General features: G+C 71.5%; 20 protein-coding genes. 11 read left to right on the top strand and 9 right to left on the bottom strand.

The window, feature by feature from the left end; all coding sequences use genetic code 11:
• Positions 1-19: 19 nt before the first annotated feature.
• Positions 20-1,549, bottom strand: coding sequence for a S8 family serine peptidase (locus ABZ386_RS34765; protein WP_356503997.1), 1,530 nt, complete (start codon positions 1,547-1,549; stop codon positions 20-22).
• A gap of 253 nt (positions 1,550-1,802) precedes the next feature.
• On the opposite strand from ABZ386_RS34765, the gene ABZ386_RS34760 reads away from it, so the two are divergent.
• The 3 genes from ABZ386_RS34760 to moaA all read left to right on the top strand — a co-directional run bounded on the left by ABZ386_RS34760 (position 1,803) and on the right by moaA (position 4,942).
• Entirely contained in the window at positions 1,803-2,159 is a 357-nt protein-coding gene (locus ABZ386_RS34760; RefSeq protein ID WP_020274125.1) for a DUF485 domain-containing protein, read from the top strand.
• Positions 2,156-3,781 (top strand): cation acetate symporter, encoded by a 1,626-nt coding sequence (locus tag ABZ386_RS34755; protein ID WP_351346656.1) that lies wholly within the window; start codon positions 2,156-2,158, stop codon positions 3,779-3,781. The genes ABZ386_RS34760 and ABZ386_RS34755 overlap by 4 nt, the downstream gene beginning before the upstream one ends.
• A gap of 171 nt (positions 3,782-3,952) precedes the next feature.
• On the top strand, positions 3,953-4,942 hold the full coding sequence (moaA, locus tag ABZ386_RS34750) for a GTP 3',8-cyclase MoaA (RefSeq protein ID WP_356674056.1): 990 nt from the start codon (positions 3,953-3,955) through the stop codon (positions 4,940-4,942).
• Here moaA and ABZ386_RS34745 read toward each other — a convergent pair.
• Complete coding sequence (locus ABZ386_RS34745; protein ID WP_114251234.1) at positions 4,939-5,157, bottom strand: hypothetical protein; 219 nt, start codon at positions 5,155-5,157, stop codon at positions 4,939-4,941. The two genes, moaA and ABZ386_RS34745, sit on opposite strands and share 4 nt — an antisense overlap.
• A 215-nt stretch (positions 5,158-5,372) precedes the next feature.
• Positions 5,373-5,765, bottom strand: coding sequence for a DUF3099 domain-containing protein (locus ABZ386_RS34740; RefSeq protein ID WP_356506385.1), 393 nt, complete (start codon positions 5,763-5,765; stop codon positions 5,373-5,375).
• Positions 5,766-6,000: 235 nt separating this feature from the next.
• Between ABZ386_RS34740 and ABZ386_RS34735 the strand changes: the two genes are divergently transcribed.
• The gene (locus ABZ386_RS34735) at positions 6,001-6,276 is read left to right on the top strand and encodes a GlsB/YeaQ/YmgE family stress response membrane protein (RefSeq protein WP_114251233.1); all 276 of its coding nucleotides are present in this window, start codon (positions 6,001-6,003) and stop codon (positions 6,274-6,276) included.
• Between the two features lie 84 nt (positions 6,277-6,360).
• Here the strand turns inward: ABZ386_RS34735 and tyrS are convergent, their stop codons facing one another.
• From tyrS to ABZ386_RS34720, 3 genes are read right to left on the bottom strand one after another with little or no spacing between them, the layout of a single operon-like run.
• On the bottom strand, positions 6,361-7,629 hold the full coding sequence (gene tyrS / locus ABZ386_RS34730) for a tyrosine--tRNA ligase (RefSeq protein ID WP_351346649.1): 1,269 nt from the start codon (positions 7,627-7,629) through the stop codon (positions 6,361-6,363).
• A 43-nt stretch (positions 7,630-7,672) separates the two neighbouring features.
• Positions 7,673-9,067 carry a metallopeptidase TldD-related protein gene (locus ABZ386_RS34725; RefSeq protein ID WP_358967565.1) on the bottom strand — a complete coding sequence of 465 codons (1,395 nt, stop codon included), beginning with the start codon at positions 9,065-9,067 and terminating at the stop codon, positions 7,673-7,675.
• On the bottom strand, positions 9,064-10,587 hold the full coding sequence (locus ABZ386_RS34720; RefSeq protein ID WP_351346645.1) for a TldD/PmbA family protein: 1,524 nt from the start codon (positions 10,585-10,587) through the stop codon (positions 9,064-9,066). Before ABZ386_RS34720 ends, ABZ386_RS34725 begins: the two co-directional genes overlap by 4 nt.
• 271 nt (positions 10,588-10,858) lie before the next feature.
• Between ABZ386_RS34720 and fabG the strand changes: the two genes are divergently transcribed.
• The 3 genes from fabG (at position 10,859) to ABZ386_RS34705 (ending at position 12,846) form a co-directional block, all read left to right on the top strand.
• Positions 10,859-11,563, top strand: a complete 705-nt coding sequence (gene fabG / locus ABZ386_RS34715) for a 3-oxoacyl-[acyl-carrier-protein] reductase (RefSeq protein WP_355721716.1) — start codon at positions 10,859-10,861, stop codon at positions 11,561-11,563.
• Positions 11,564-11,568: 5 nt separating this feature from the next.
• On the top strand, positions 11,569-12,336 hold the full coding sequence (gene fabI / locus ABZ386_RS34710; protein WP_114251228.1) for an enoyl-ACP reductase FabI: 768 nt from the start codon (positions 11,569-11,571) through the stop codon (positions 12,334-12,336).
• A gap of 159 nt (positions 12,337-12,495) precedes the next feature.
• Positions 12,496-12,846, top strand: a complete 351-nt coding sequence (locus tag ABZ386_RS34705; protein ID WP_351346640.1) for a hypothetical protein — start codon at positions 12,496-12,498, stop codon at positions 12,844-12,846.
• Here ABZ386_RS34705 and ABZ386_RS34700 read toward each other — a convergent pair.
• Positions 12,824-13,516 carry an FCD domain-containing protein gene (locus ABZ386_RS34700; RefSeq protein ID WP_356506383.1) on the bottom strand — a complete coding sequence of 231 codons (693 nt, stop codon included), beginning with the start codon at positions 13,514-13,516 and terminating at the stop codon, positions 12,824-12,826. The two genes, ABZ386_RS34705 and ABZ386_RS34700, sit on opposite strands and share 23 nt — an antisense overlap.
• A gap of 70 nt (positions 13,517-13,586) precedes the next feature.
• On the opposite strand from ABZ386_RS34700, the gene ABZ386_RS34695 reads away from it, so the two are divergent.
• The 4 genes from ABZ386_RS34695 (at position 13,587) to ABZ386_RS34680 (ending at position 16,194) form a co-directional block, all read left to right on the top strand.
• On the top strand, positions 13,587-15,050 hold the full coding sequence (locus tag ABZ386_RS34695; RefSeq protein ID WP_358967563.1) for a CynX/NimT family MFS transporter: 1,464 nt from the start codon (positions 13,587-13,589) through the stop codon (positions 15,048-15,050).
• A gap of 68 nt (positions 15,051-15,118) precedes the next feature.
• Positions 15,119-15,235, top strand: coding sequence for an SGM_5486 family transporter-associated protein (locus tag ABZ386_RS34690; protein WP_351346634.1), 117 nt, complete (start codon positions 15,119-15,121; stop codon positions 15,233-15,235).
• A 168-nt stretch (positions 15,236-15,403) separates the two neighbouring features.
• Positions 15,404-15,610, top strand: a complete 207-nt coding sequence (locus tag ABZ386_RS34685) for a hypothetical protein (RefSeq protein WP_351346632.1) — start codon at positions 15,404-15,406, stop codon at positions 15,608-15,610.
• Between the two features lie 65 nt (positions 15,611-15,675).
• On the top strand, positions 15,676-16,194 hold the full coding sequence (locus ABZ386_RS34680; protein ID WP_351346630.1) for a histidine phosphatase family protein: 519 nt from the start codon (positions 15,676-15,678) through the stop codon (positions 16,192-16,194).
• Positions 16,195-16,262: 68 nt separating this feature from the next.
• On the opposite strand, the gene serB is transcribed toward ABZ386_RS34680, so the two are convergent.
• Both serB and ABZ386_RS34670 read right to left on the bottom strand, forming a co-directional pair.
• Positions 16,263-17,477, bottom strand: coding sequence for a phosphoserine phosphatase SerB (serB, locus tag ABZ386_RS34675; RefSeq protein WP_351346628.1), 1,215 nt, complete (start codon positions 17,475-17,477; stop codon positions 16,263-16,265).
• Positions 17,478-17,606: 129 nt separating this feature from the next.
• Positions 17,607-20,048, bottom strand: a complete 2,442-nt coding sequence (locus ABZ386_RS34670; RefSeq protein WP_358967561.1) for a streptophobe family protein — start codon at positions 20,046-20,048, stop codon at positions 17,607-17,609.
• Positions 20,049-20,218: the final 170 nt, after the last annotated feature.

The following is a 20,218-nucleotide window of genomic DNA, read 5'->3' as shown; positions in this document are numbered from 1 at the left end:
GAAAGTCGTGAAGGCACGGTCACTTGACCGCGCGCAGCGCGTTGACGATGCCGTGCCCGTAGAAGCCGTTGACGCGCTTCCCGCCCTCGCACACCGCGTCCTGCGTGCCGTCACCGTCCTGGTCGTAGGACTCGGGGCAGGCGGTCCGGTCGGCCTGGGCCTTCAGCATCGCCTGGAGCTGGGCCGGAGACGCCCCAGGGTGCTTGGACTTCAGCAGCGCGGCGACGCCCGAGGCGTGCGGCGAGGCCATCGAGGTGCCCTGCAGGAAGCCCCACGCGCCGTTCGGCATGGTGGACAGGATGCGGCCGTCCTTGGAGGGCGTGTCCGGTATCTGGTAGCGGCGGTCACCACCCGGAGCTGCGACGTCCACGACACCCTCGCCGTACGTCGAGTAGTACGACTTGAGGTTGTCGACGCCGGTCGCGCTGACGGTGACGACACCCGGCAGCTGGGTCGGTATGTCGAAGCACTCGTGCGGGTCGATGGTGCGCTCGACGGGTGTGGTGTCGTTCGGGCTGGAGTCGTCGAGGATCGCGTCCGCGTCCAGGTCGTGGTTGGAGTTGCCCGCCGAGGCGACGTTGAGCGTGCCCTTCTTCTGGGCGTACAGCTGCGCCCGGTTGACCGCGGTGACGACCGCCCGCTGGTCCGGGTCGTCCATGCAGTTGTACAGCCACGGGTCGACGTAGTAGCTGTTGTTCGTGATCTCCACGCCGTGGTCGGCGGCGAACACGAACGCGCAGACGACGCTCTCCGGGTAGAAGAGGCCGTTCGCCCGGTCGGTCACGTTGATGCTGGACACCTTCACACCGGGAGCGACGCCGGCGACGCCGATCCCGTTGCGCGCGGCGGCGATCTCACCGGCGACATGCGTGCCGTGGTAGTCCTCCGGCGTGTACGGCCGCCAGGCGCCCTCGCTGGTGTCCGGCTTGCCGCCCGCGCAGTTGGCGGACTGGGACGCGGAGAAGTTCGGGGCGATGTCCGGGTGGGTGTCGTCCACGCCGGTGTCGATCACGGCGACGGTCACCTTGCGGCTGCCCGGGTTGATCTTCGCGGCCTGGTCGGCGCCGATCGCGCGCAGGTCCCACTGGTCCGCCTCGAGGGGCTCGCTCTCGGGCGTCTTCGCCGAGGCGGCCTCGGTGCGCTTCGCCTGGGCGGCCGTCAGGTACTCCGCCGCCCCCTGCTCCGTGGTACCCGCCGGCGTCAGCGGCGCCGTCCGCGTCGCACCCGCCGACTGGACCCCCCGCGCCGTGCGGATGGTCTTGGCGAAGTCGGCGTTCGAGGAGTGGACGACGATCACGCCGATCCGCTCGTAGGTGGCCACGACCGAGCCGCCGGCCTTCCCGATCGCCTTCTTCACCGACGCGATCGTGTGCCGGTCCACCTTGGTGTTGACGACGTACGCCAGCTGCGGCGCGTCCGCCGACCGGGTGGCCGGCGCCGCCTGCGGGGCCGCCGAGGCGGCGGCGGGCAGGAAGCCGAGCGAGGCCGTCAGGGACAGCACGACGGGCACGGCGAGGGCGAGCCGGCGTCTGGAACGCAAGTGAGACATGGGGTCTCCACATCCTCCGGAAACGAAACCGGCCCGAGGCACAGGTGGTGCTCGGGCAGGTACATGACGAGGTGGTGCAGGGCGAAGCTATCCCGGCCCCTCGCTGGTCAGCAACGTTTTGTCGAAACCACTTCGGAAAGAACGCGACGCGGTTGAACCGCTCCTCGCGTGCCGCCGTGACGTTGAACAAGGAGCGCGAGGACACTCGCCTCCGTCCCCGTTCACAACCGCTTCGTCATTGCGAGGAGACTCCGTGGCCACCGACGCACCGCCCCCCTCGAAAGAGCAACACAAACTCCCCTCACCCGAGGAGTTCAGCGAGGTGCAGGAGAGCGCGGAGTTCGGTGAACTGCGCCGCTCCTACCGCTCCTTCGCCTTTCCGCTGACCGTCGCCTTCATCGCCTGGTACCTGCTGTACGTCCTGCTGTCGAACTACGCGGGCGGCTTCATGGGCACCAAGCTGTTCGGCAACATCAACGTCGCCCTCGTCTTCGGCGTCGCCCAGTTCGTCACCACGTTCCTGATCGCCTGGTGGTACTCGAAGCACGCCGCCGCGAACCTCGACCCCAAGGCCGAGGCCATCAAGTCCCGGATGGAGGGCGGCGCATGAGCCCCGCACAGCAGACCCTTCTCGCCGCGAACGAGGCCAGCGAGCACCGCCCGCTGATCATCACCCTGTTCGCGCTGTTCGTCGTGGCCACCCTCGGCATCACCATCTGGGCGGGCCGCCAGACCAAGGACGCCGCCGACTTCTACGCGGGCGGACGCCAGTTCAGCGCCTTCCAGAACGGCCTCGCCGTCTCCGGCGACTACATGTCGGCCGCGTCGTTCCTCGGCATCGCGGGCGCGATCGCCCTCTTCGGCTACGACGGCTTCCTTTATTCCATCGGCTTCCTGGTCGCCTGGCTGGTCGCCCTGCTCCTGGTGGCCGAGCCGCTGAGGAACTCCGGCCGCTACACCATGGGCGACGTCCTCGCATACCGCATGCGCCAGCGCCCGGTCCGCACCGCCGCCGGCACCTCCACGATCGTCGTGTCGATCTTCTACCTGCTGGCGCAGATGGCCGGCGCGGGCGTCCTCGTCTCGCTCCTGCTCGGCATCACCTCCGACGCGGGCAAGATCCTCATCGTCGCCCTGGTCGGCGTCCTGATGATCGTCTACGTCTCCATCGGCGGCATGAAGGGCACCACCTGGGTCCAGATGATCAAGGCCGTGCTGCTCATCGGCGGCACCCTCCTGATCACCTTCCTGGTGCTGCTGAAGTTCAACTTCAACATCTCCGACCTGCTCGGCACCGCCGCCGAGAACAGCGGCAAGGGCGCGGCCTTCCTGGAGCCCGGCCTCCAGTACGGCGCGACCGGCACCTCCAAGCTGGACTTCATCTCCCTGGGCATCGCCCTGGTGCTCGGCACCGCCGGCCTGCCGCACATCCTGATCCGCTTCTACACGGTGCCCGACGCCAAGGCCGCCCGTAAGTCCGTGAACTGGGCCATCGGCATCATCGGCGGCTTCTACCTGATGACCATCGCGCTCGGCTTCGGCGCCGCCGCGCTCATCTCGCAGGAAGAGATCATCGCCTCCAACCCGTCCGGCAACACGGCGGCACCCCTGCTCGCCCTGCACCTGGGCGGCGTCGACTCGACGTGGGGCGCGATCCTGCTCGCCACGATCTCGGCGGTCGCCTTCGCGACGATCCTCGCCGTCGTCGCCGGCCTCACCCTCGCCTCCTCGTCCTCCTTCGCGCACGACATCTACGCCAACGTCATCCGCAAGGGGCAGGCCTCCGGCGCCGAGGAGGTGCGCGCGGCCCGCTGGGCGACCGTCTTCATCGGCGTCATCTCCATCGGCCTCGGCGCCCTGGCCCGCGACCTGAACGTGGCCGGCCTGGTCGCCCTCGCCTTCGCGGTCGCGGCCTCCGCCAACCTGCCGACGATCCTCTACAGCCTGTTCTGGAAGCGGTTCACCACCCAGGGCGCCCTGTGGTCGATCTACGGCGGTCTGATCGTCGCCGTCGGCCTGGTGCTGTTCTCGCCCGTGGTCTCCGGCGACCCCAAGGCGATGTTCCCCGAGGTGGACTTCGCCTGGTTCCCGCTGAAGAACCCGGGCATCATCTCCATCCCCTTCGGCTTCCTGATGGGCTGGCTCGGCACGGTCCTGTCCAAGGAGGAGCCTGACGTCAAGAAGTACGCGGAGCTGGAGGTCCGGTCCCTGACCGGCACCGGCGCCCACTGAGCACGAACCCCCTCGCGCGGCCGCGTCGTAGGAACCTCCAGGTTCCTACGACGCGGCCGCGTTCCACGTCGTGGGATCGGGCCTGTGGAGTTGTCAGTGGGGTCACGTAGGCTCACAGGTGTCGGAGAACCAGTGCTCCGGGCACGATCCGCGTCGAGGGAGGGGGCCCACGTGCTCATCGACACCTACGGCCGAGTGGCCACCGACCTGAGGGTCTCGCTGACCGACCGCTGCAACCTGCGGTGCACGTACTGCATGCCCGAGGAGGGCCTGCAGTGGCTGGCCAAGCCGGATCTGCTGACGGACGACGAGATCGTCCGCCTGATCGACATCGCGGTCACGTCCCTCGGGATCGACGAGGTCCGCTTCACCGGCGGCGAGCCCCTGCTGCGCCCCGGCCTGGTCGGCATCGTCGAGCGCGTCGCAGCCCTTCAGTCCCGCCCGCAGATGTCGCTGACCACCAACGGCATCGGCCTGGGGCGCACGGCGGCGGCCCTGAAGGCGGCGGGCCTGGACCGGGTCAACGTCTCGCTGGACACGCTCCGGCCGGACGTCTTCAAGACGCTCACCCGCCGCGACCGCCACAAGGACGTCATCGAGGGCCTGCACGCCGCCCGTGACGCCGGCCTGACCCCGGTCAAGGTCAACTCGGTCCTCATGCCGGGGCTCAACGAGGACGAGGCCCCGGACCTCCTGGCCTGGGCGGTGGAGCACGAGTACGAGCTGCGCTTCATCGAGCAGATGCCCCTGGACGCCCAGCACGGCTGGAAGCGCGAGGGCATGATCACGGCCGGTGACATCCTGGCCTCCCTGCGCACGCGCTTCGAGCTGACGCCCGAGGGTGAGGAGAAGCGCGGCTCGGCCCCGGCAGAGCGCTGGCTGGTCGACGGCGGTCCGCATGTGGTCGGCGTGATCGCTTCGGTCACCCGCCCGTTCTGCGCGGCCTGCGACCGTACGCGCCTGACGGCCGACGGCCAGATACGCACGTGCCTGTTCGCCCGCGAGGAGACGGACCTGCGCGCCGCCCTGCGCTCCGGCGCTCCGGACGAGGAGATCGCCCGCATCTGGCGCCTGGCGATGTGGGGCAAGAAGGCGGGAGCGGGCCTGGACGACCCGTCGTTCGTCCAGCCGGACCGGCCGATGTCGGCGATCGGCGGCTAAGCCGTTCCCGGGGACTCCCACTCCTTCAGCAGGACGACGTCCTTCAAGAACCCCCGCACGCCGAGGAACTGCGACAGATGCTCGCGATGCTCCTCGCAGGCCAGCCACGTCTTGCGCCGCTCCGGCGTATGGATCTTCGGGTTGTTCCAGGCAAGGACCCACACCGCGTCGGCACGGCAGCCCTTCGCGGAGCAGATGGGCGTCTCGTCACTCACAGGTTCGTCTCACCACAGCACACAAAAAGGCGACGCCGAGCAGCCACGGGGGGAGCTGCCCGGCGTCGGTCCGTCGCTCCGACGGGGGATGCGGAGCGCGTACGAAGTATGTCACGGGTAACCCCGGGCCCGGCACCGGAACAACATGATTGATCTGAGCTTTTCTTGAGCTTGGCGGGAAGATGACTTCCGTTTGTGATCACCCGCCGGCGCCCCTACCGCTCGTGCGTCTCGGTCCGCGCACCCGGCACCGTCCCGGTCACGGCGTCTTCCGGGACGGATTCCGCCGGCCCGTCCTGTGCCCCCGGCGCGATCATCGGACGCACCGGCGGCGCCACGAACGTCGACGGCAGAGACGGCGCGTTCTCGCGCCCGGCGTTCGCGATCACCACCGCGATGTACGGCAGCACCAGCCCGAGCACCAACGCAACGATGGCCACGTGCCGTTCGACGTTCCACAGGGTGGCCGCGAGGATCACGGAGATCGTGCGGATCGTCATCGAGATCACGTAGCGGCGCTGCCGCCCGCGTACGTCCTCCTGGAGCCCCGCCCGGGCGCCGGTGATCCGGAAAACCTGGACGTTGCCGCCGCCATGCTGCTTCCGCATCGCATTCCACCATCCGCCCGTATCGGACTCTCCCCGCCCCGTAGCCGTCCCCGGCCGGCCGGGGAACCTGACCAGGACAGCTCCCACGTTACGCCGCGTCCGCGTCCGCTACGAGACCGGGGCCGGTCCGGCCGGCCTGCGCCGTACCGCGTACGGTCCGCGTCGGCATGCGCCGTACCGCGGCTGGGCCGACACTGGCCGTAGTGCTCACGTCGAGCCGTACGAGGAGGCAGGGATGGGCTGGTTGTGGGCGATCATCGTGGGATTGGTGCTCGGCCTGATCGCCAAGGCGATCATTCCGGGCAAGCAGCACGTGCCGCTGTGGCTGACGGTCATTCTGGGCATGCTCGGCGCCATCGGCGGCAACGCCATCGCCCGGGCGGCCGGCGTCGATGCCACCGAGGGCATCGACTGGTGGCGGCACGTCTTCCAGCTCCTGGCCGCGGTCGTCCTCGTCGCCATCGGCGACAGGGCCTACACGGCGGTCCGGGGAAACAGGCGCCGCGCATAGCGGCGGACAAGCGCAGGACGGAACGGGGCGCACGGCGAAGGGGGCGGTCTCCGACAGCGGAGACCGCCCCCTTCCCACGCGTGCTCAGCCGGCCGTGACCTCGACCGCCGCCAGGTTCTTCTTGCCCCGGCGCAGCACCAGCCAGCGGCCGTGCAACAGGTCCTCCTCGGCGGGGACGGCGTCCTCGCCGACGACCTTGACGTTGTTCACGTACGCGCCGCCCTCCTTCACCGTGCGGCGCGCGGCCGACTTGCTGGCGACCAGGCCGACCTCAGCGAACAGGTCGACGACCGGGCCGAGCTCGGTGACCTTGACGTGCGGCACCTCCGACAGGGCCGCGGCCAGCGTCCTGTCGTCCAGCTCCGCCAGCTCGCCCTGCCCGAAGAGGGCCTTGGACGCGGCGATCACGGCGGCCGTCTGGTCGGCGCCGTGCACCAGCGTCGTCAGCTCCTCGGCGAGCGCGCGCTGCGCGGCCCGGGCCTGCGGACGCTCCTCCGTCTGCTTCTCCAGCTCCTCCAGCTCCTCGCGGGAACGGAAGGACAGGATGCGCATGTACCGGGAGATGTCCCGGTCGTCCACGTTCAGCCAGAACTGGTAGAACGCGTACGGCGTCGTCATCTCCGGGTCGAGCCAGACGGCGCCGCCCTCGGTCTTGCCGAACTTGGTGCCGTCCGCCTTCGTCATCAGCGGCGTCGCCAGCGCGTGCACGGTGGCGTCCGGCTCCAGGCGGTGGATCAGGTCCAGGCCCGCCGTGAGGTTGCCCCACTGGTCGCTGCCGCCCTGCTGGAGCGTGCAGCCGTAGCGCCGGTACAGCTGGAGGAAGTCCATGCCCTGGAGGAGCTGGTAGCTGAACTCCGTGTAGCTGATGCCCTCGGAGGACTCCAGGCGCCGGGCGACGGAGTCCTTCGTCAGCATCTTGTTGACGCGGAAGTGCTTGCCGATGTCCCGGAGGAACTCGATCGCGGAGAGGTTCTGCGTCCAGTCGAGGTTGTTGACCATGACGGCCGCGTTCTCGCCCTCGAAGTCCAGGAAGGGCTCGATCTGGGCGCGCAGCCTGTCGACCCAGCCGCCGACCGTCTCCGGGTCGTTCAGCGTGCGCTCCGCCGTCGGGCGGGGGTCGCCGATCAGGCCCGTGGCACCGCCGACCAGCGCCAGCGGCCGGTGACCGGCCTGCTGGAGCCGGCGCACGGTGAGCACCTGCACCAGGTGCCCCACGTGCAGCGACGGCGCCGTCGGGTCGAAACCGCAATAGAACGTGACGGGACCGTCCGCGAGCGCCTTGCGCAAAGCGTCCTCGTCAGTGGACAGGGCGAACAGCCCGCGCCACTTCAGCTCGTCGACGATGTCCGTCACGGTTCTCGTATCTCCTTGAGTGGGCTCGTAATCAGGTACGAGGTTATACGCCCTGGCTGACAGAGCTCATATTGAAGTCCGGCACCCTCAGGGCAGGCATCGCAGCCCTAGTGAACCAGTCGCTCCATTCCCTCGGCAGCGTCTTTTCCGTCCGCCCGGCCTCGGTGGCCCGCCCCAGCAGCCCCACCGGCGACTCGTTGAACCGGAAGTTGTTCACCTCGCCCGTCACCTCGCCGTTCTCGACGAGGTAGACACCGTCCCGGGTCAGGCCCGTCAGCAGCAGCGTCGCCGGATCGACCTCCCGGATGTACCACAGGCAGGTCAGCAGCAGCCCGCGCTCGGTGTTCGCGACCATCTCGTCCAGGGAGCGGTCATCACCGCCGTCCAGGATCAGGTTCTCGACACCCGGCGCCACCGGCAGCCCGGTCAGGCCCGCGCTGTGGCGGCTGGTCGTCAGGTGCCGCAGCTCACCCTCGCTCATCCACTCGGTGGCCGCGAGCGGCAGCCCGTTGTCGAACACCGACTGGTCGCCCCCGGAGGAGTGCGCGATCACGAAGGGCGCCGACTCCAGGCCGGGCTCGTGCGGGTCGCTGCGCAGGGTCAGCGGCAGATCGGTGAGCTTCTCGCCGACCCGGGTGCCTCCGCCCGGCTTGGAGAAGACCGTGCGGCCCTCGACCGCGTCCCGGCCCGACGCCGACCACATCTGGTAGATCAGCAGGTCCGCCACGGCCGTCGGCGGCAGCAGCGTCTCGTAGCGCCCCGCCGGCAGCTCCACGCGCCGCTCGGCCCAGCCGAGACGCACGGCCAGCTCGGCGTCCATGGCCGCCGGGTCGACGTCCTTGAAGTCCCGGGTCGAGCGCCCCGCCCACGCGGACCGGGTCCGGTCCGGCGACTTGGCGTTCAGCTCCAGCGTCCCCTTCGGCTGGTCGTGCCGCAGCCGCAGCCCCGTGGAGGTGCCCACGTACGACGACACCAGCTCGTGGTTGGCGAAGCCGTACAGCTCGCGGCCGCCCGCACGCGCGCGTGCGAAGGCCTCGCCGAGCGCCGGGGCGAAGTCGGCGAACACCGCCGAGGACGTCTCCGCGGGCGCCTCCGTGAACTCCGGCGACTGCGGCACACCGGTGACCAGCGGCTGCGCGTCCTCGGCGGGCCCGGCGCCGCGGGCGGCGGCCTCGGCGGCCCGCACCAGGGGCTCCAGCTCGTCGGCGGTCACGGCCGAGCGGGACACGACCCCCGAGGCCGTGCCCTCCTTGCCGTCGACCGTGGCGACGACGGTGAGCGTGCGCCCGCGCGTGACACCGTTCGTCGTCAGCGCGTTGCCCGCCCAGCGCAGATTGGCGGTGGACTGCTCGTCGGCGATGACGACACAGCCGTCCGCCCGGGACAGTTCGAGGGCGCGCTCGACGACCTCGTGGGGCTTGCTGGTGCGCGCGCTCATCGACCGGCCTCCTGCGTGGTGTTGAGGATGTTGACGCCCTTGAACAGCGCCGAGGGGCAGCCGTGCGACACGGCGGCGACCTGGCCCGGCTGGGCCTTGCCGCAGTTGAAGGCGCCGCCCAGCACATAGGTCTGGGGCCCGCCCACCGCGGCCATCGAGCCCCAGAAGTCGGTGGTGGTCGCCTGGTAGGCCACGTCGCGCAGCTGCCCGGCGAGGCGCCCGTTCTCGATGCGGTAGAAGCGCTGCCCGGTGAACTGGAAGTTGTACCTCTGCATGTCGATCGACCAGGACCGGTCCCCGACGACGTAGATGCCGCGCTCCACGCCCCCGATGAGGTCCTCGGTCGACATCCCGGCCGGGTCGGGACGCAGCGACACGTTGGCCATGCGCTGGACCGGCACATGGCCGGGGGAGTCGGCGTAGGCGCAGCCGTTGGACCGCTCGAAGCCGGTCAGCTTCGCGATCCGCCGGTCGAGCTGGTAGCCGACGAGCGTGCCGTCCTTGACCAGGTCCCAGGACTGCGCCTGGACGCCCTCGTCGTCGTAGCCGATCGTGGCGAGGCCGTGCTCGGCGGTGCGGTCGCCGGTGACGTTCATCAGCTCCGAGCCGTAGCGCAGCCTGCCCAGCTGGTCGAAGGTGGCGAAGGAGGTGCCGGCGTAGGCGGCCTCGTAGCCGAGCGCCCGGTCGAGTTCGGTGGCGTGGCCGATGGACTCGTGGATGGTCAGCCACAGGTTGGACGGGTCGACGACCAGGTCGTACAGGCCCGGCTCGACGCTCGGGGCGCGCATCTTCTCGGCGAGCAGCTCCGGGATCCGCTCCAGCTCGCCCTCCCAGTCCCAGCCGGTGCCCCGCAGGTACTCCCAGCCGCGCCCGGCCGGCGGCGCGAGGGTGCGCATCGAGTCGAACTCGCCGCTGGACTCGTCCACCGCGACGGCGTTGAACACCGGGTGCAGCCGGACCCGCTGCTGCGTGGTCACGGTCCCGGCCGTGTCGGCGTAGAACTTGTTCTCGTGGACGGTGAGCAGCGAGGCGTCGACGTGGTCCACCCCGCGCGCCGCCAGCAGCCGCGCGCTCCACTCGGCGATCAGCCCGGCCTTCTCCTCGTCGGGCACGGTGAACGGATCGATCTCGTACGACGAGACCCACGTCTTGTCGGCGTGCACCGGCTCGTCGGCCAGCTCCACCCGCTCGTCCGAACCCGCCGCCTTGATCACCTGCGCGGACAGCTTCGCCATGGCCACCGCCTGCCCGGCGACCCTGGCCGCGGCGTCCATGGTGAGGTCGACGCCGGACGCGAAACCCCAGGTCCCGCCGTGCACCACCCGCACCGCGTACCCGAGGTCGGTGGTGTCCGACGACCCGGCGGGCTTGGCGTCCCGGAACCGCCAGGACGCGTTGCGCACCCGCTCGAACCGGAAGTCCGCGTGCTCGGCGCCCAGCGCACGCGCGCGTGCGAGGGCCGCGTCGGCGAGGGCGCGTAGGGGGAGGGCCGTGAAGGCCTCGTCGATGGTATGAGGCACCGCCGTCTCTTTCTGTCGAGGTGACCGTGGTTGCCGTGCTCTGTGACTGCTCCGATCATGTCGTCCATCCCGCGCGCGGGCCATGAGTTTCCGAACCGGTGACCGGGGCTTTCTGTAGGGACCCGACAGTCAGTCCCGTACGCCACTGTCGGTGCCCGATTGTCCGCGAGCGTGCCGGGACCGATAGGTTTTCGAGGAAGCCGCCTGTCATCGTCGCCTGTCGCCCAGGCGCCAGGGCGGGGTATCAGACCGCTACCGAAAGGGTGATCCGTTGAGCCGCTCGGTTCTCGTCACCGGAGGCAACCGGGGCATCGGCCTCGCCATCGCCCGCGCTTTCGCCGATGCCGGCGACAAGGTCGCCATCACGTACCGCTCGGGTGAGCCGCCGACCGGCTTCCTGGCTGTCAAGTGCGACATCACCGACGCCGAGCAGGTGGAGCAGGCCTACAAGGAGATCGAGGAGGCCCACGGCCCCGTCGAGGTCCTCGTCGCCAACGCCGGCATCACCAAGGACCAGCTCCTGATGCGCATGTCCGAGGAGGACTTCACCTCGGTCATCGACACGAACCTCACCGGCACCTTCCGTGTCGTCAAGCGCGCCAACCGCGGCATGCTGCGCGCCAAGAAGGGCCGCGTCGTCCTCATCTCGTCGGTGGTGGGCCTGTACGGCTCGCCGGGGCAGGCCAACTACGCCGCCTCCAAGGCCGCCCTGGTCGGCTTCGCGCGCTCCCTCGCCCGGGAACTGGGTTCGCGCAACATCACCTTCAACGTCGTCGCACCCGGCTTCGTCGACACCGACATGACCAAGGTGCTCACCGACGAGCAGCGCGCCGGCATCGTGTCGCAGGTGCCGCTCGGCCGGTACGCCCAGCCGGAGGAGATCGCCGCGACGGTGCGGTTCCTCGCCTCGGACGACGCCTCGTACATCACTGGAGCCGTCATCCCGGTTGACGGCGGACTGGGAATGGGTCACTGATCACCATGAGCGGAATTCTCGAGGGCAAGCGCGTCCTGATCACCGGTGTGCTGACGGAGGCCTCCATCGCCTTCCACGCCGCCAAGCTGGCCCAGGAGCAGGGCGCCGAGGTCATCCTCACGGCGTTCCCCCGGCCCACGCTGACCGAGCGCATCGCCAAGAAGCTGCCCAAGCCCGTCAAGGTCATCGAGCTGGACGTGACCAACGACGAGCACCTCGGGCGGCTGGCCGACATCGTCGGTGAGGAGCTCGGCGGCCTCGACGGTGTCGTGCACTCCATCGGCTTCGCCCCGCAGGACGCCCTCGGCGGCAACTTCCTCAACACGCCGTTCGAGTCGGTCGCCACGGCCATGCACGTCTCGGCGTACTCCCTGAAGTCGCTGACCATGGCCTGCCTGCCGCTGATGCAGAACGGCGGCTCCGTCGTGGGCCTCACCTTCGACGCGCAGTTCGCCTGGCCGCAGTACGACTGGATGGGCCCGGCCAAGGCCGCCCTGGAGGCCACCAGCCGCTACATGGCCCGTGACCTGGGCAAGCAGAACATCCGCTGCAACCTGGTCTCGGCCGGCCCGCTCGGCTCCATGGCCGCCAAGTCCATCCCCGGCTTCAGCGAACTGGCCTCCGTGTGGGACTCCCGCTCCCCGCTGGAGTGGGACCTGAAGGACCCGGAGCCGGCCGGCCGCGGCATCGTCGCGCTGCTGAGCGACTGGTTCCCCAAGACCACCGGCGAGATCATCCACGTGGACGGCGGTCTGCACGCCATCGGCGCCTGACCCCGCGTACGTCCCGGACGCCCCGTTTCCCGCACGCGCGGGGAGCGGGGCGTCACCCGTTCGGCTCATCCGGCCGGGCGGGGGAGCGCTGCAACTGGGCACTCTGGAGTACGCGTTCACCACGCGCTCCCTCCCCAGCACGGCCGAGGAGGTCCCCTTGTGCGCTTGTCCCGCCGAACGGCCTCACTGTCCCTCGCCGTCGCTCTCGTGATGACCCTGGCGTACGAGGCGGTGCCCCACGCGCGCGTGCCCGCCGGCGAGCAGGAGCCGGCGGACCCGTTCGGCGCCGCCTGCCGCACCCGGGTCACCGGCTCCTCCGTGACCGCGTACTGCCACAACCCGTACCCGGAGACCGACCGCGTGAGCCTGCACGTCGAGTGCGCCCGCTGGTGGGACCTCGACACCGACAGCGCCCCGGTCGCGACCGGGCCCGCGCAGACCGTGCGGCTGAGCGGACGCTGCTGGAAGGAAGTCGACGAGGTGTGGATCAGTCACCGGCGGGGGAGCTGACCCCGCCCAGGCGGCACAGGAACGGATAGCGGGCGGCCTCGGCGGCCGCCTGTGCCGCGTCGCCCGCGCGGATCGCGTCCAGCAGCCGCCCGTGGTCCATGTACGTCTCCGGCGTCAGCTCCCCGCCGACGTCCTCGCGCAGCCAGTCCCGCAGCACCTCGCCCAGGTCCGCGTACATCGCGGTCATCACGTCGTTGTGGGAGGCGGACACCACGGCCAGGTGGAAGGTCGCGTCCGCCGTCACGAACGCCTCCGCGTCACCCGACTCCCACGCCTCCTCGCGCCGCAGCAGCAGCGCGTCGAGCTGCTTGAGGTCCTTCTCCGTGCGCCGCTCGGCGGCCAGCCGGGCGGCGGCCGACTCCAGCGTGGAGCGCAGCTCGGCGATGTGCCGCGGATCGGCGTCGGCGAACCGCCGCTGCATCACGCCCGCCAGCTCGCTCGTCGCCACGACGTACGTGCCGGAGCCCTGGCGGATGTCCAGCAGGCCGTTGTGCGAGAGCGCGCGGACGGCCTCACGGACCGTGTTGCGGGCGACACCCAGCTGCTCGACCAGTTCCGGCTCGGTCGGGATGCGGGAGCCGACCGGCCACTCGCCCGAAGTGATCTGGGCCCGCAGCGCGGCGATGACCTGCTCGGACAGGGCCGAACGACGGGGATGGCTCAGGGGCATGGCACACCTTCCCACGATCGGGGCGCCGGAGTGTGGCCGGGAGCTGGACAGTCAATCATCCTATGATTCTATGATGGGCCTCATGGCTAGTGAGGAAACCCGGACCGTGACGCCCCCGACCGTACGCAGCTCGGCCGCGCACGACGCCCGGGAACCGGGCGGTACGGCCACGCGCGCGTGGACGATGCGGCTGCTCGTCCTCGGCATCGTGCTGTCCGCGCTCAACCTCCGCCCCGCCATCACCAGCCTCGGCGCCCTCCTGGAGGAGGTCCGCGACGGGCTCGGCATGAGCGGCAGCGTGGCCGGGCTGCTCACGTCCGTGCCGCCGCTGTGCTTCGCCGTCTTCGGCGTAACGGCCCCGCGGCTCGCCCGCCGCTTCGGCGCGGGCGCCGTCGTGTGCGCCGGCATGGCCGCCATCGCCACCGGCCTGCTGCTCCGGCCTTACACCGGCAGCACGGCCGGCTTCCTGGCCGCCAGCGCCCTCGCCCTCATGGGCATCGCCGTCAGCAACGTCCTGATGCCGGTCATCGTCAAGCACTGGTTCCCCGACCGCGTCGGCTCCATGACCGGCCTGTACTCGATGGCGCTCGCCCTGGGCACCGCGCTCGCGGCCGCCGTGACGGTGCCCCTCACCGACACCCTCGGCGGGAGCTGGCAGTCGGGCCTGGCCCTGTGGGCGGGCCTGGCCGTGGCGGCGGTGCTGCCGTGGCTGCCGTTCGTACGACAGCGGGTGACGGCCCCCACGGCTGGGGACCGGGACGCTGCCGGGCCGGCTGCCGAGGGGCCAGGTGCGACGGAGACGCGGGGTACCGACGCCGAGGGGCGCGGTACGACGGAGAGGCAGGACTCCTCCGCCGACGGGCGAGCTACGACGGAGACGCAAGGCTCCTCCGCCTACGGGCGAGTCACGACGGCCCGGACCGAACCCGCGCGCGAGGAGCCGCCGGCGCTGCGGATCACCCGGAGCCGTACCGCCTGGGCCCTGGCCGTCTTCTTCGGCCTCCAGGCCACCGCCGCCTACATCACCATGGGCTGGATGGCGCAGATCTTCCGCGACGCCGGTGTGCCCGCCGGCACCGCCGGGCTGCTGCTCGCCGTCACGATGGTCATGGGCGTACCCCTGGCCTTCGTCATACCGCGCCTGGCCACGCGACTGCCCCACCAGGGCCCGATCGTGCTCGCCCTGGGCGTCTGCGGCCTCGCCGGCTACGCCGGGCTGTACCTCGCGCCGGCCGCCGGAGCCTGGGCCTGGGCCCTGCTGCTCGGCGTCGCCAACTGCGCCTTCCCGCTCGCCCTGACCATGGTCGGGATGCGGGCCAGGACGGGGCCGGGCGTCGCCCAGCTGTCGGCGTTCGCGCAGAGCACCGGCTACCTGATCTCCATCCCGGGGCCGCTCCTGGTGGGCGTCCTCTACCAGCACAGCGGAGGCTGGGGCCTGCCGATCGCGCTGATGAGCGCCCTGATGATCCCGCAGATGGTGGTCGGCGTCCTGGCGGGCCGCGACCGCACGGTGGAGGACGAGGCGGCCCGCTGAGCCTCCTCCCAGGGCCGTGGGGTCACCCCGGGGCGCCCGGCGCCCGGGGCGGGTGCGAGACTTGGCCCATGCCAGTGCTCGACCCGAATCCCCAGCACGGTCAGAAGAAGATGCTGCTCGTCTTCGGCGCCTTCTTCGCGATCTTCATCGTCATCGGCGTCATCGCGACGCTCGCCTCGCCATGACCCCGCCCTGACCCGGCCCGTGGTGGGGCTAGCCCCCCTGTCCCCTAGGGGGTGAGGGTCAGGGTCAAGTGGGTGGATCACCGGATGGGCCGGCGGCCGCGGATTCCGTAGCGTCGAGGTGTGGCCACGAGAAGCGGGTCACCGACCGTCCGAAGAGCGGAGGCACGCATGTCGGCTCCCACGCACACCCGGCCCCACCCGGCGACCCGGGCCGGCGCCGACAGCCGGCTGCCCTGGTGGGCCCTCGCCCTGCCCATGCTCGCCTTCACCGCGCTGCTCGCCCTGATCCTGAACCCGTCCGACGCCCACGCGGCCGCCGGCGACCCCGCGCTCACGCACCTCTTCGAGCGCGCGCAGCAGCTGATAGCCCGCTGAGCACGGCCGGATCCGCTGGTCAACTCCCTGCGCCCTGTGGCGTGTTTCATGCGAAGCTGGATCTCATGAGCGTCGCAGAATCCCGCAGGATTGTCCTCTTCCGCCATGCGAAAGCCGACTGGCCACAGGTGACCGATCACGAGCGCCCGCTCGCTGACCGGGGCCGAATGGACGCGGCGGAGGCCGGGCGCAGGCTCGCCGACACCGGCATCCCCTTCGACCTGGCCCTGTGCTCCACCGCGGTCCGGACCCGGGAGACCTGGAAGCTCGCCGTCCAGGAGTTCCCGCAGCGGCCGAAAACCGTCTACGAGGAGCGGATCTACGAGGCCTCGCCGGGCGAACTGATCGCCGTGCTCAACGAGACCCCCGACGACGCGCAGAACATCCTCGTGATCGGCCACAACCCGGGCATCCAGGGCCTCGCCGACGTCCTGGCGGGCTCGGCCGAGGGCGACGCCCGCGAGCGGATGGGCCGCCGCGGGTTCCCGGCCGCCGCCTTCGCCGTCCTGGCCTACACCGGCGAGTGGAAGAGCCTGGAGCCGGGCGTGGCCACGCTGCAGGACTACTGGGCGCCCGCCGAGTGACCCACCCCGCGTGACCTCCGCGTGACAGGGGCCCGGCACCGGTGCGGTGCCGGGCCCTCCCGGTCGGCTCAGACCGTGTCGACGGTGTCCGCCGCCTCGACCTCTTCGCGCGTGATGCCCAGCAGGTACAGGACCGTGTCCAGGAAGGGGAAGTTCACCGCCGTGTGCGCGGCCTGGCGCACCACCGGCTTGGCATTGAAGGCGACGCCCAGACCGGCCGCGTTCAGCATGTCGAGGTCGTTCGCCCCGTCACCGATCGCCACCGTCTGCGACAGCGGTACACCCGCCTCCGCGGCGAACCGGCGCAGCAGCCGGGCCTTGCCCGCGCGGTCGACGATCTCGCCGGTGACCCTGCCCGTCAGCCTGCCGTCGACGATCTCCAGCGTGTTGGCCTGGGCGAAGTCCAGCCCGAGCCGCTCCTTCAGATCGTCGGTGACCTGGGTGAAACCGCCCGAGACGACGCCGACTTGGTAGCCGAGCCGCTTCAGCGTGCGGATCAGGGTGCGGGCGCCCGGCGTCAGCCGTACCTCGCTGCGCACCTTGTCCACGACCGAGGCGTCCAGCCCCTCCAGCAGCGCCACGCGCGCGTGCAGGGACTGCTCGAAGTCCAGCTCCCCGCGCATCGCGGCCGCCGTCACCTCGGCGACCTCGTCCTCGCAGCCGGCGTGCGCGGCGAACAGCTCGATGACCTCGTCCTGGATGAGCGTCGAGTCGACGTCCATGACGACCAGGCGCTGTGCGCGCCGGTACAGACCGGCGGCGACGACCGCCACGTCGATGCCGAGCCTCGCCGCGTCGGTCACCAGCGCGGTGCGCAGCGGCTCGGTCTCCACGCCGGAGACGGCGAACTCGACCGCCGTCACGGGGTACTTGGCGAGCCGGAAGATACGGTCGATGTTGCCGCCGGTCTGCGTGATCCGCGCGGCGATCGCCGCGGTCGCCTCCGCGGTGAGCGGATGCCCGAGCACCGTGACCAGGGAGCGGCCCAGGCCGCGCGGCCGGTTGTCGCCGAGGCCGGAGATGATCTCCGCCTGCATCTTCATCGACTCGGCCCAGCTGTGGACGGTCGCCCGCAGATCTCCTTCGAGCCCGGGGGGCGGCTCGGTCACGAGCGCGCACAGCACCATTCGGCCACGCGTGACGACCTGCTCGATGTCGACGACGTCGACGGAGTAGGCGGCGAGGGTGTCGAAGAGGCCGGCCGTGATGCCCGGCCTGTCCTTGCCGAAGATCTTCACAAGGAGGGTGGGGACGTCAGAGGACGAGGTCTGCGAAGCGCTCATGGTGGTCCCACCGTATCCGGCAGGCAGGGGATACCGCCCGTGAGGTCCGTCTGGCGGACAGCGAACACTGGGTGTCGCGTCGATGGCGTGAATCTAACGTACCGGTACGGCGTCCCCGGGCCCTCGGGACTACCTCCCGCCCCGTGGTTTGCGCGGCGGCGGGGGAGGGGGCGGTGGAGGCGGCGGCCCGTCGTCCGGCCGGGCCGGCGGCCCGTTCCCGCCCCTCGGCCCGGGCGGCTGCCGGGGCCCACGCGGCGGCGGCCCGACCGGCCGCGCCACGGTGGGCGCGCCGTACACGTCACGGTCCCCTGCGGAGCCATGGCCCTCCGGGGAGTCGCCGTGCCCTGCGGAGCTACGGCCCTCTGGGGAGCCACTGTGCCCTGCGGAGTCACGGCCCTCTGCGGAACCACCGTCCCCTGCGGAGCCACTGTGCCCTGCGGAGCCACTGTGCCCTGCGGAGCTACGGCCCTCTGGGGAGCCACTGTGCCCTGCGGAGCCACGGCCCTCTGCGGAGCCACCGTCCCCTGCGGAGTCGCCGCCCGGCCGTGCGTCATCCGGGGGCCGGGATTCGCCGGGGCGCGGAGGTACTCCCGGCTGCCGGGGCCGGCCAGGGCGTTCGCCCGGCCACGGGGGCCGGTCGTACCGGGCGGCCTCGCCAGGGGGCCGTGCGTCCTCCGGCTCACGCAGTTCCTCCGGCACCCGGAGGTACGGATTGGTGGCCGGGTTCGGCGGCCGGTACGGCGCACCTGGCGCGTAGGGCCCGGGCTCCTCGCCGTCCGGCGGCCGCGGGACGCCCGACCGAGGTCCGGCCTGGGGCGGCCCGGCACCGATGCCGTGACCGGCGTGACCCACACCGGCCGCCGGCCCTGCCTGTCCGACACCTGCCGCCCCTGACCCAGCCGCCGATGTTTGCGCCTGCCCGGCTCCCCCCGAGCCGCCCACCCCACCGGTGCTGCCCGTCCCGCCGGCCCCGCTCGGCCAACCGCTCCCGCTCAGCCCTTCCGCCCGGGCCAGCGGCGCCGCCGCCCGCCCCGCCGCTCCGCTCGCCCACGCCAGCAGCGCCCCGACGGCCCCGGCCCCCGCACCCCACACCGCGCCCAGCAGCAGTGCCATGCCGAGGTGCCCTTGCAGCTCGATGCCCGCGCCGAACGCGTCGAAGCCGAGCACGGACAGGGAGGCCGTCACGGACACCTCCGTCAGCCACGCCAGCAAGGGCAGGGCGAGCGCGGTCGCGACCCCCAGCCGCAGCGCACACCGCGCCGCGAAACCGACGGCCCCCGAATCCCGTACGCCCGAGGAACTCCCGGAACCCCTCGAACCGCCAGAACCTCCAAGAACCCCAGAACCCCCGGGACCCTTAGAACCCCAAGAACCAGCCGACCGTGTGTACCCGGCCTCCACCCCCTGCCCCGCCGCGACCCCCCGACCACCAGCCCCCCGCCCCACCGCTCCCGCCCCGACGCCCCCCACCGGCGTCCGCGCCGCCGTCAGCACCCCGGCCAGCAGCATCATCAAGGCCGCCGCCACACCCAGCAGCCACACCCGGCCGTCCAGTTCGGCTAGTCGCCCCAGCGTCACCGGCTGGTCGGAGCCGACCGTGAGCAGGTCGTCCAGCGGGTCCGGCAGGAACCGGGTCAGTTCCCCCGTCGCCCGCCCGTCCCACGGCACGAGCAGGCCGATCGGGATGCCCAGCCACACCCCGTTCGGCGCCCCGAGCAGCGCCGCCCCGGCGATGCGCCGCGGATGGTCGTCGCCGATCGCCGCGTACCCCGCCGCGGCGAGCCCGGCCGCCACCGCCACCAGCAGCACGGTCACCACCGCGGACACGGCAGGCCGTACCACCCGGTGCACGGTCTCCCAGCCCCGCGGCAGCGGCGTGCGGCGGGAGGCCAGCAGGGCGACGGCGAGGATCCCCGCCGACCAGCACAACCCGCCGAGCAGCGTAGGCGCGGTGTCGACCGTGAAACCGACCGAGGCCCGCGCGTCGACCAGGTCGCCGAGCCGGTCCGGCAGCAACCCCCCGATGTCCCCCAGCCCCGGAACGTCGACACCCCCGCCGCCACCGCCACCCCCACCGGTCACGTCGTCCAGCCCCAGCGACCCGCCGTCGATCGTGATGACGTCGTGCCCCGCCCAGGCCAGCCCGCCCAGCATCGCCACGAACAGCGCGACCGACGCGCCCGCACGCGCGAGGAGTTCGGCCGGCGATACCACAACTCCCGCCGCCCGCAAGGACCGTAGGAAGAAGTACGACAGCAGCACGGCCCCGACGAGGCTCACCCCGAGTGGCGTGATCTCGATGGCCGTGTCCGCCTCGGCGCTCGTGAGGCCGAACGCCGACACGTCACCGGACGGCGTGACCGAACCCCCCGCGGCGAGAGCGACCACCGCCGCTGTCATCGGCCCCAACGAGCCCGCCGCGTCCGCCTCCAGCAGCCGCAGGCCCAGCGCCGCCGTGCCCGCCATCCCGATCAACGCCCAGCTCACGGCGGCGACGGCGGACATCAGCACGTCCCCCCACGGCACGCGCGCGTCGTCCCTCGCCCCGCCGACACCTGTGGCACCACCCATGGCAGACCCCCCGATCCGCTGCGCGGCGGGGAACACCGCGCATGTCCCCCTCGCGTCGAAATACCACTCTCCGGCCCGTTTTCAACCCCGTCAACGGAATCGGCTGATGCGTCCGAACGCGGTCTTCACAAGGCCCGACTTTCGGTCAGGGGGCCGCTACTGAAATAGTT

This window comes from Streptomyces sp. NPDC006140 (genome assembly GCF_040628815.1).
In the GTDB taxonomy this organism is placed as follows: Bacteria; Actinomycetota; Actinomycetes; order Streptomycetales; family Streptomycetaceae; genus Streptomyces.
This window is presented reverse-complemented; position numbering and strand designations above follow the sequence as displayed.

Coding starts and splice junctions, on each gene's coding strand:
- ABZ386_RS34765 (WP_356503997.1), bottom strand. CDS start 1,549: ATGTCTCACTTGCGTTCCAGACGCCGGCTCGCCCTCGCCGTGCCCGTC.
- ABZ386_RS34695 (WP_358967563.1), top strand. CDS start 13,587: ATGATGGGCCTCATGGCTAGTGAGGAAACCCGGACCGTGACGCCCCCG.
- ABZ386_RS34735 (WP_114251233.1), top strand. CDS start 6,001: ATGGGCTGGTTGTGGGCGATCATCGTGGGATTGGTGCTCGGCCTGATC.
- fabI (WP_114251228.1), top strand. CDS start 11,569: ATGAGCGGAATTCTCGAGGGCAAGCGCGTCCTGATCACCGGTGTGCTG.
- ABZ386_RS34755 (WP_351346656.1), top strand. CDS start 2,156: ATGAGCCCCGCACAGCAGACCCTTCTCGCCGCGAACGAGGCCAGCGAG.
- ABZ386_RS34685 (WP_351346632.1), top strand. CDS start 15,404: ATGTCGGCTCCCACGCACACCCGGCCCCACCCGGCGACCCGGGCCGGC.
- ABZ386_RS34670 (WP_358967561.1), bottom strand. CDS start 20,048: ATGGGTGGTGCCACAGGTGTCGGCGGGGCGAGGGACGACGCGCGCGTG.
- serB (WP_351346628.1), bottom strand. CDS start 17,477: ATGAGCGCTTCGCAGACCTCGTCCTCTGACGTCCCCACCCTCCTTGTG.
- ABZ386_RS34680 (WP_351346630.1), top strand. CDS start 15,676: ATGAGCGTCGCAGAATCCCGCAGGATTGTCCTCTTCCGCCATGCGAAA.
- ABZ386_RS34725 (WP_358967565.1), bottom strand. CDS start 9,067: ATGAGCGCGCGCACCAGCAAGCCCCACGAGGTCGTCGAGCGCGCCCTC.
- ABZ386_RS34740 (WP_356506385.1), bottom strand. CDS start 5,765: ATGCGGAAGCAGCATGGCGGCGGCAACGTCCAGGTTTTCCGGATCACC.
- ABZ386_RS34700 (WP_356506383.1), bottom strand. CDS start 13,516: ATGCCCCTGAGCCATCCCCGTCGTTCGGCCCTGTCCGAGCAGGTCATC.
- ABZ386_RS34690 (WP_351346634.1), top strand. CDS start 15,119: ATGCCAGTGCTCGACCCGAATCCCCAGCACGGTCAGAAGAAGATGCTG.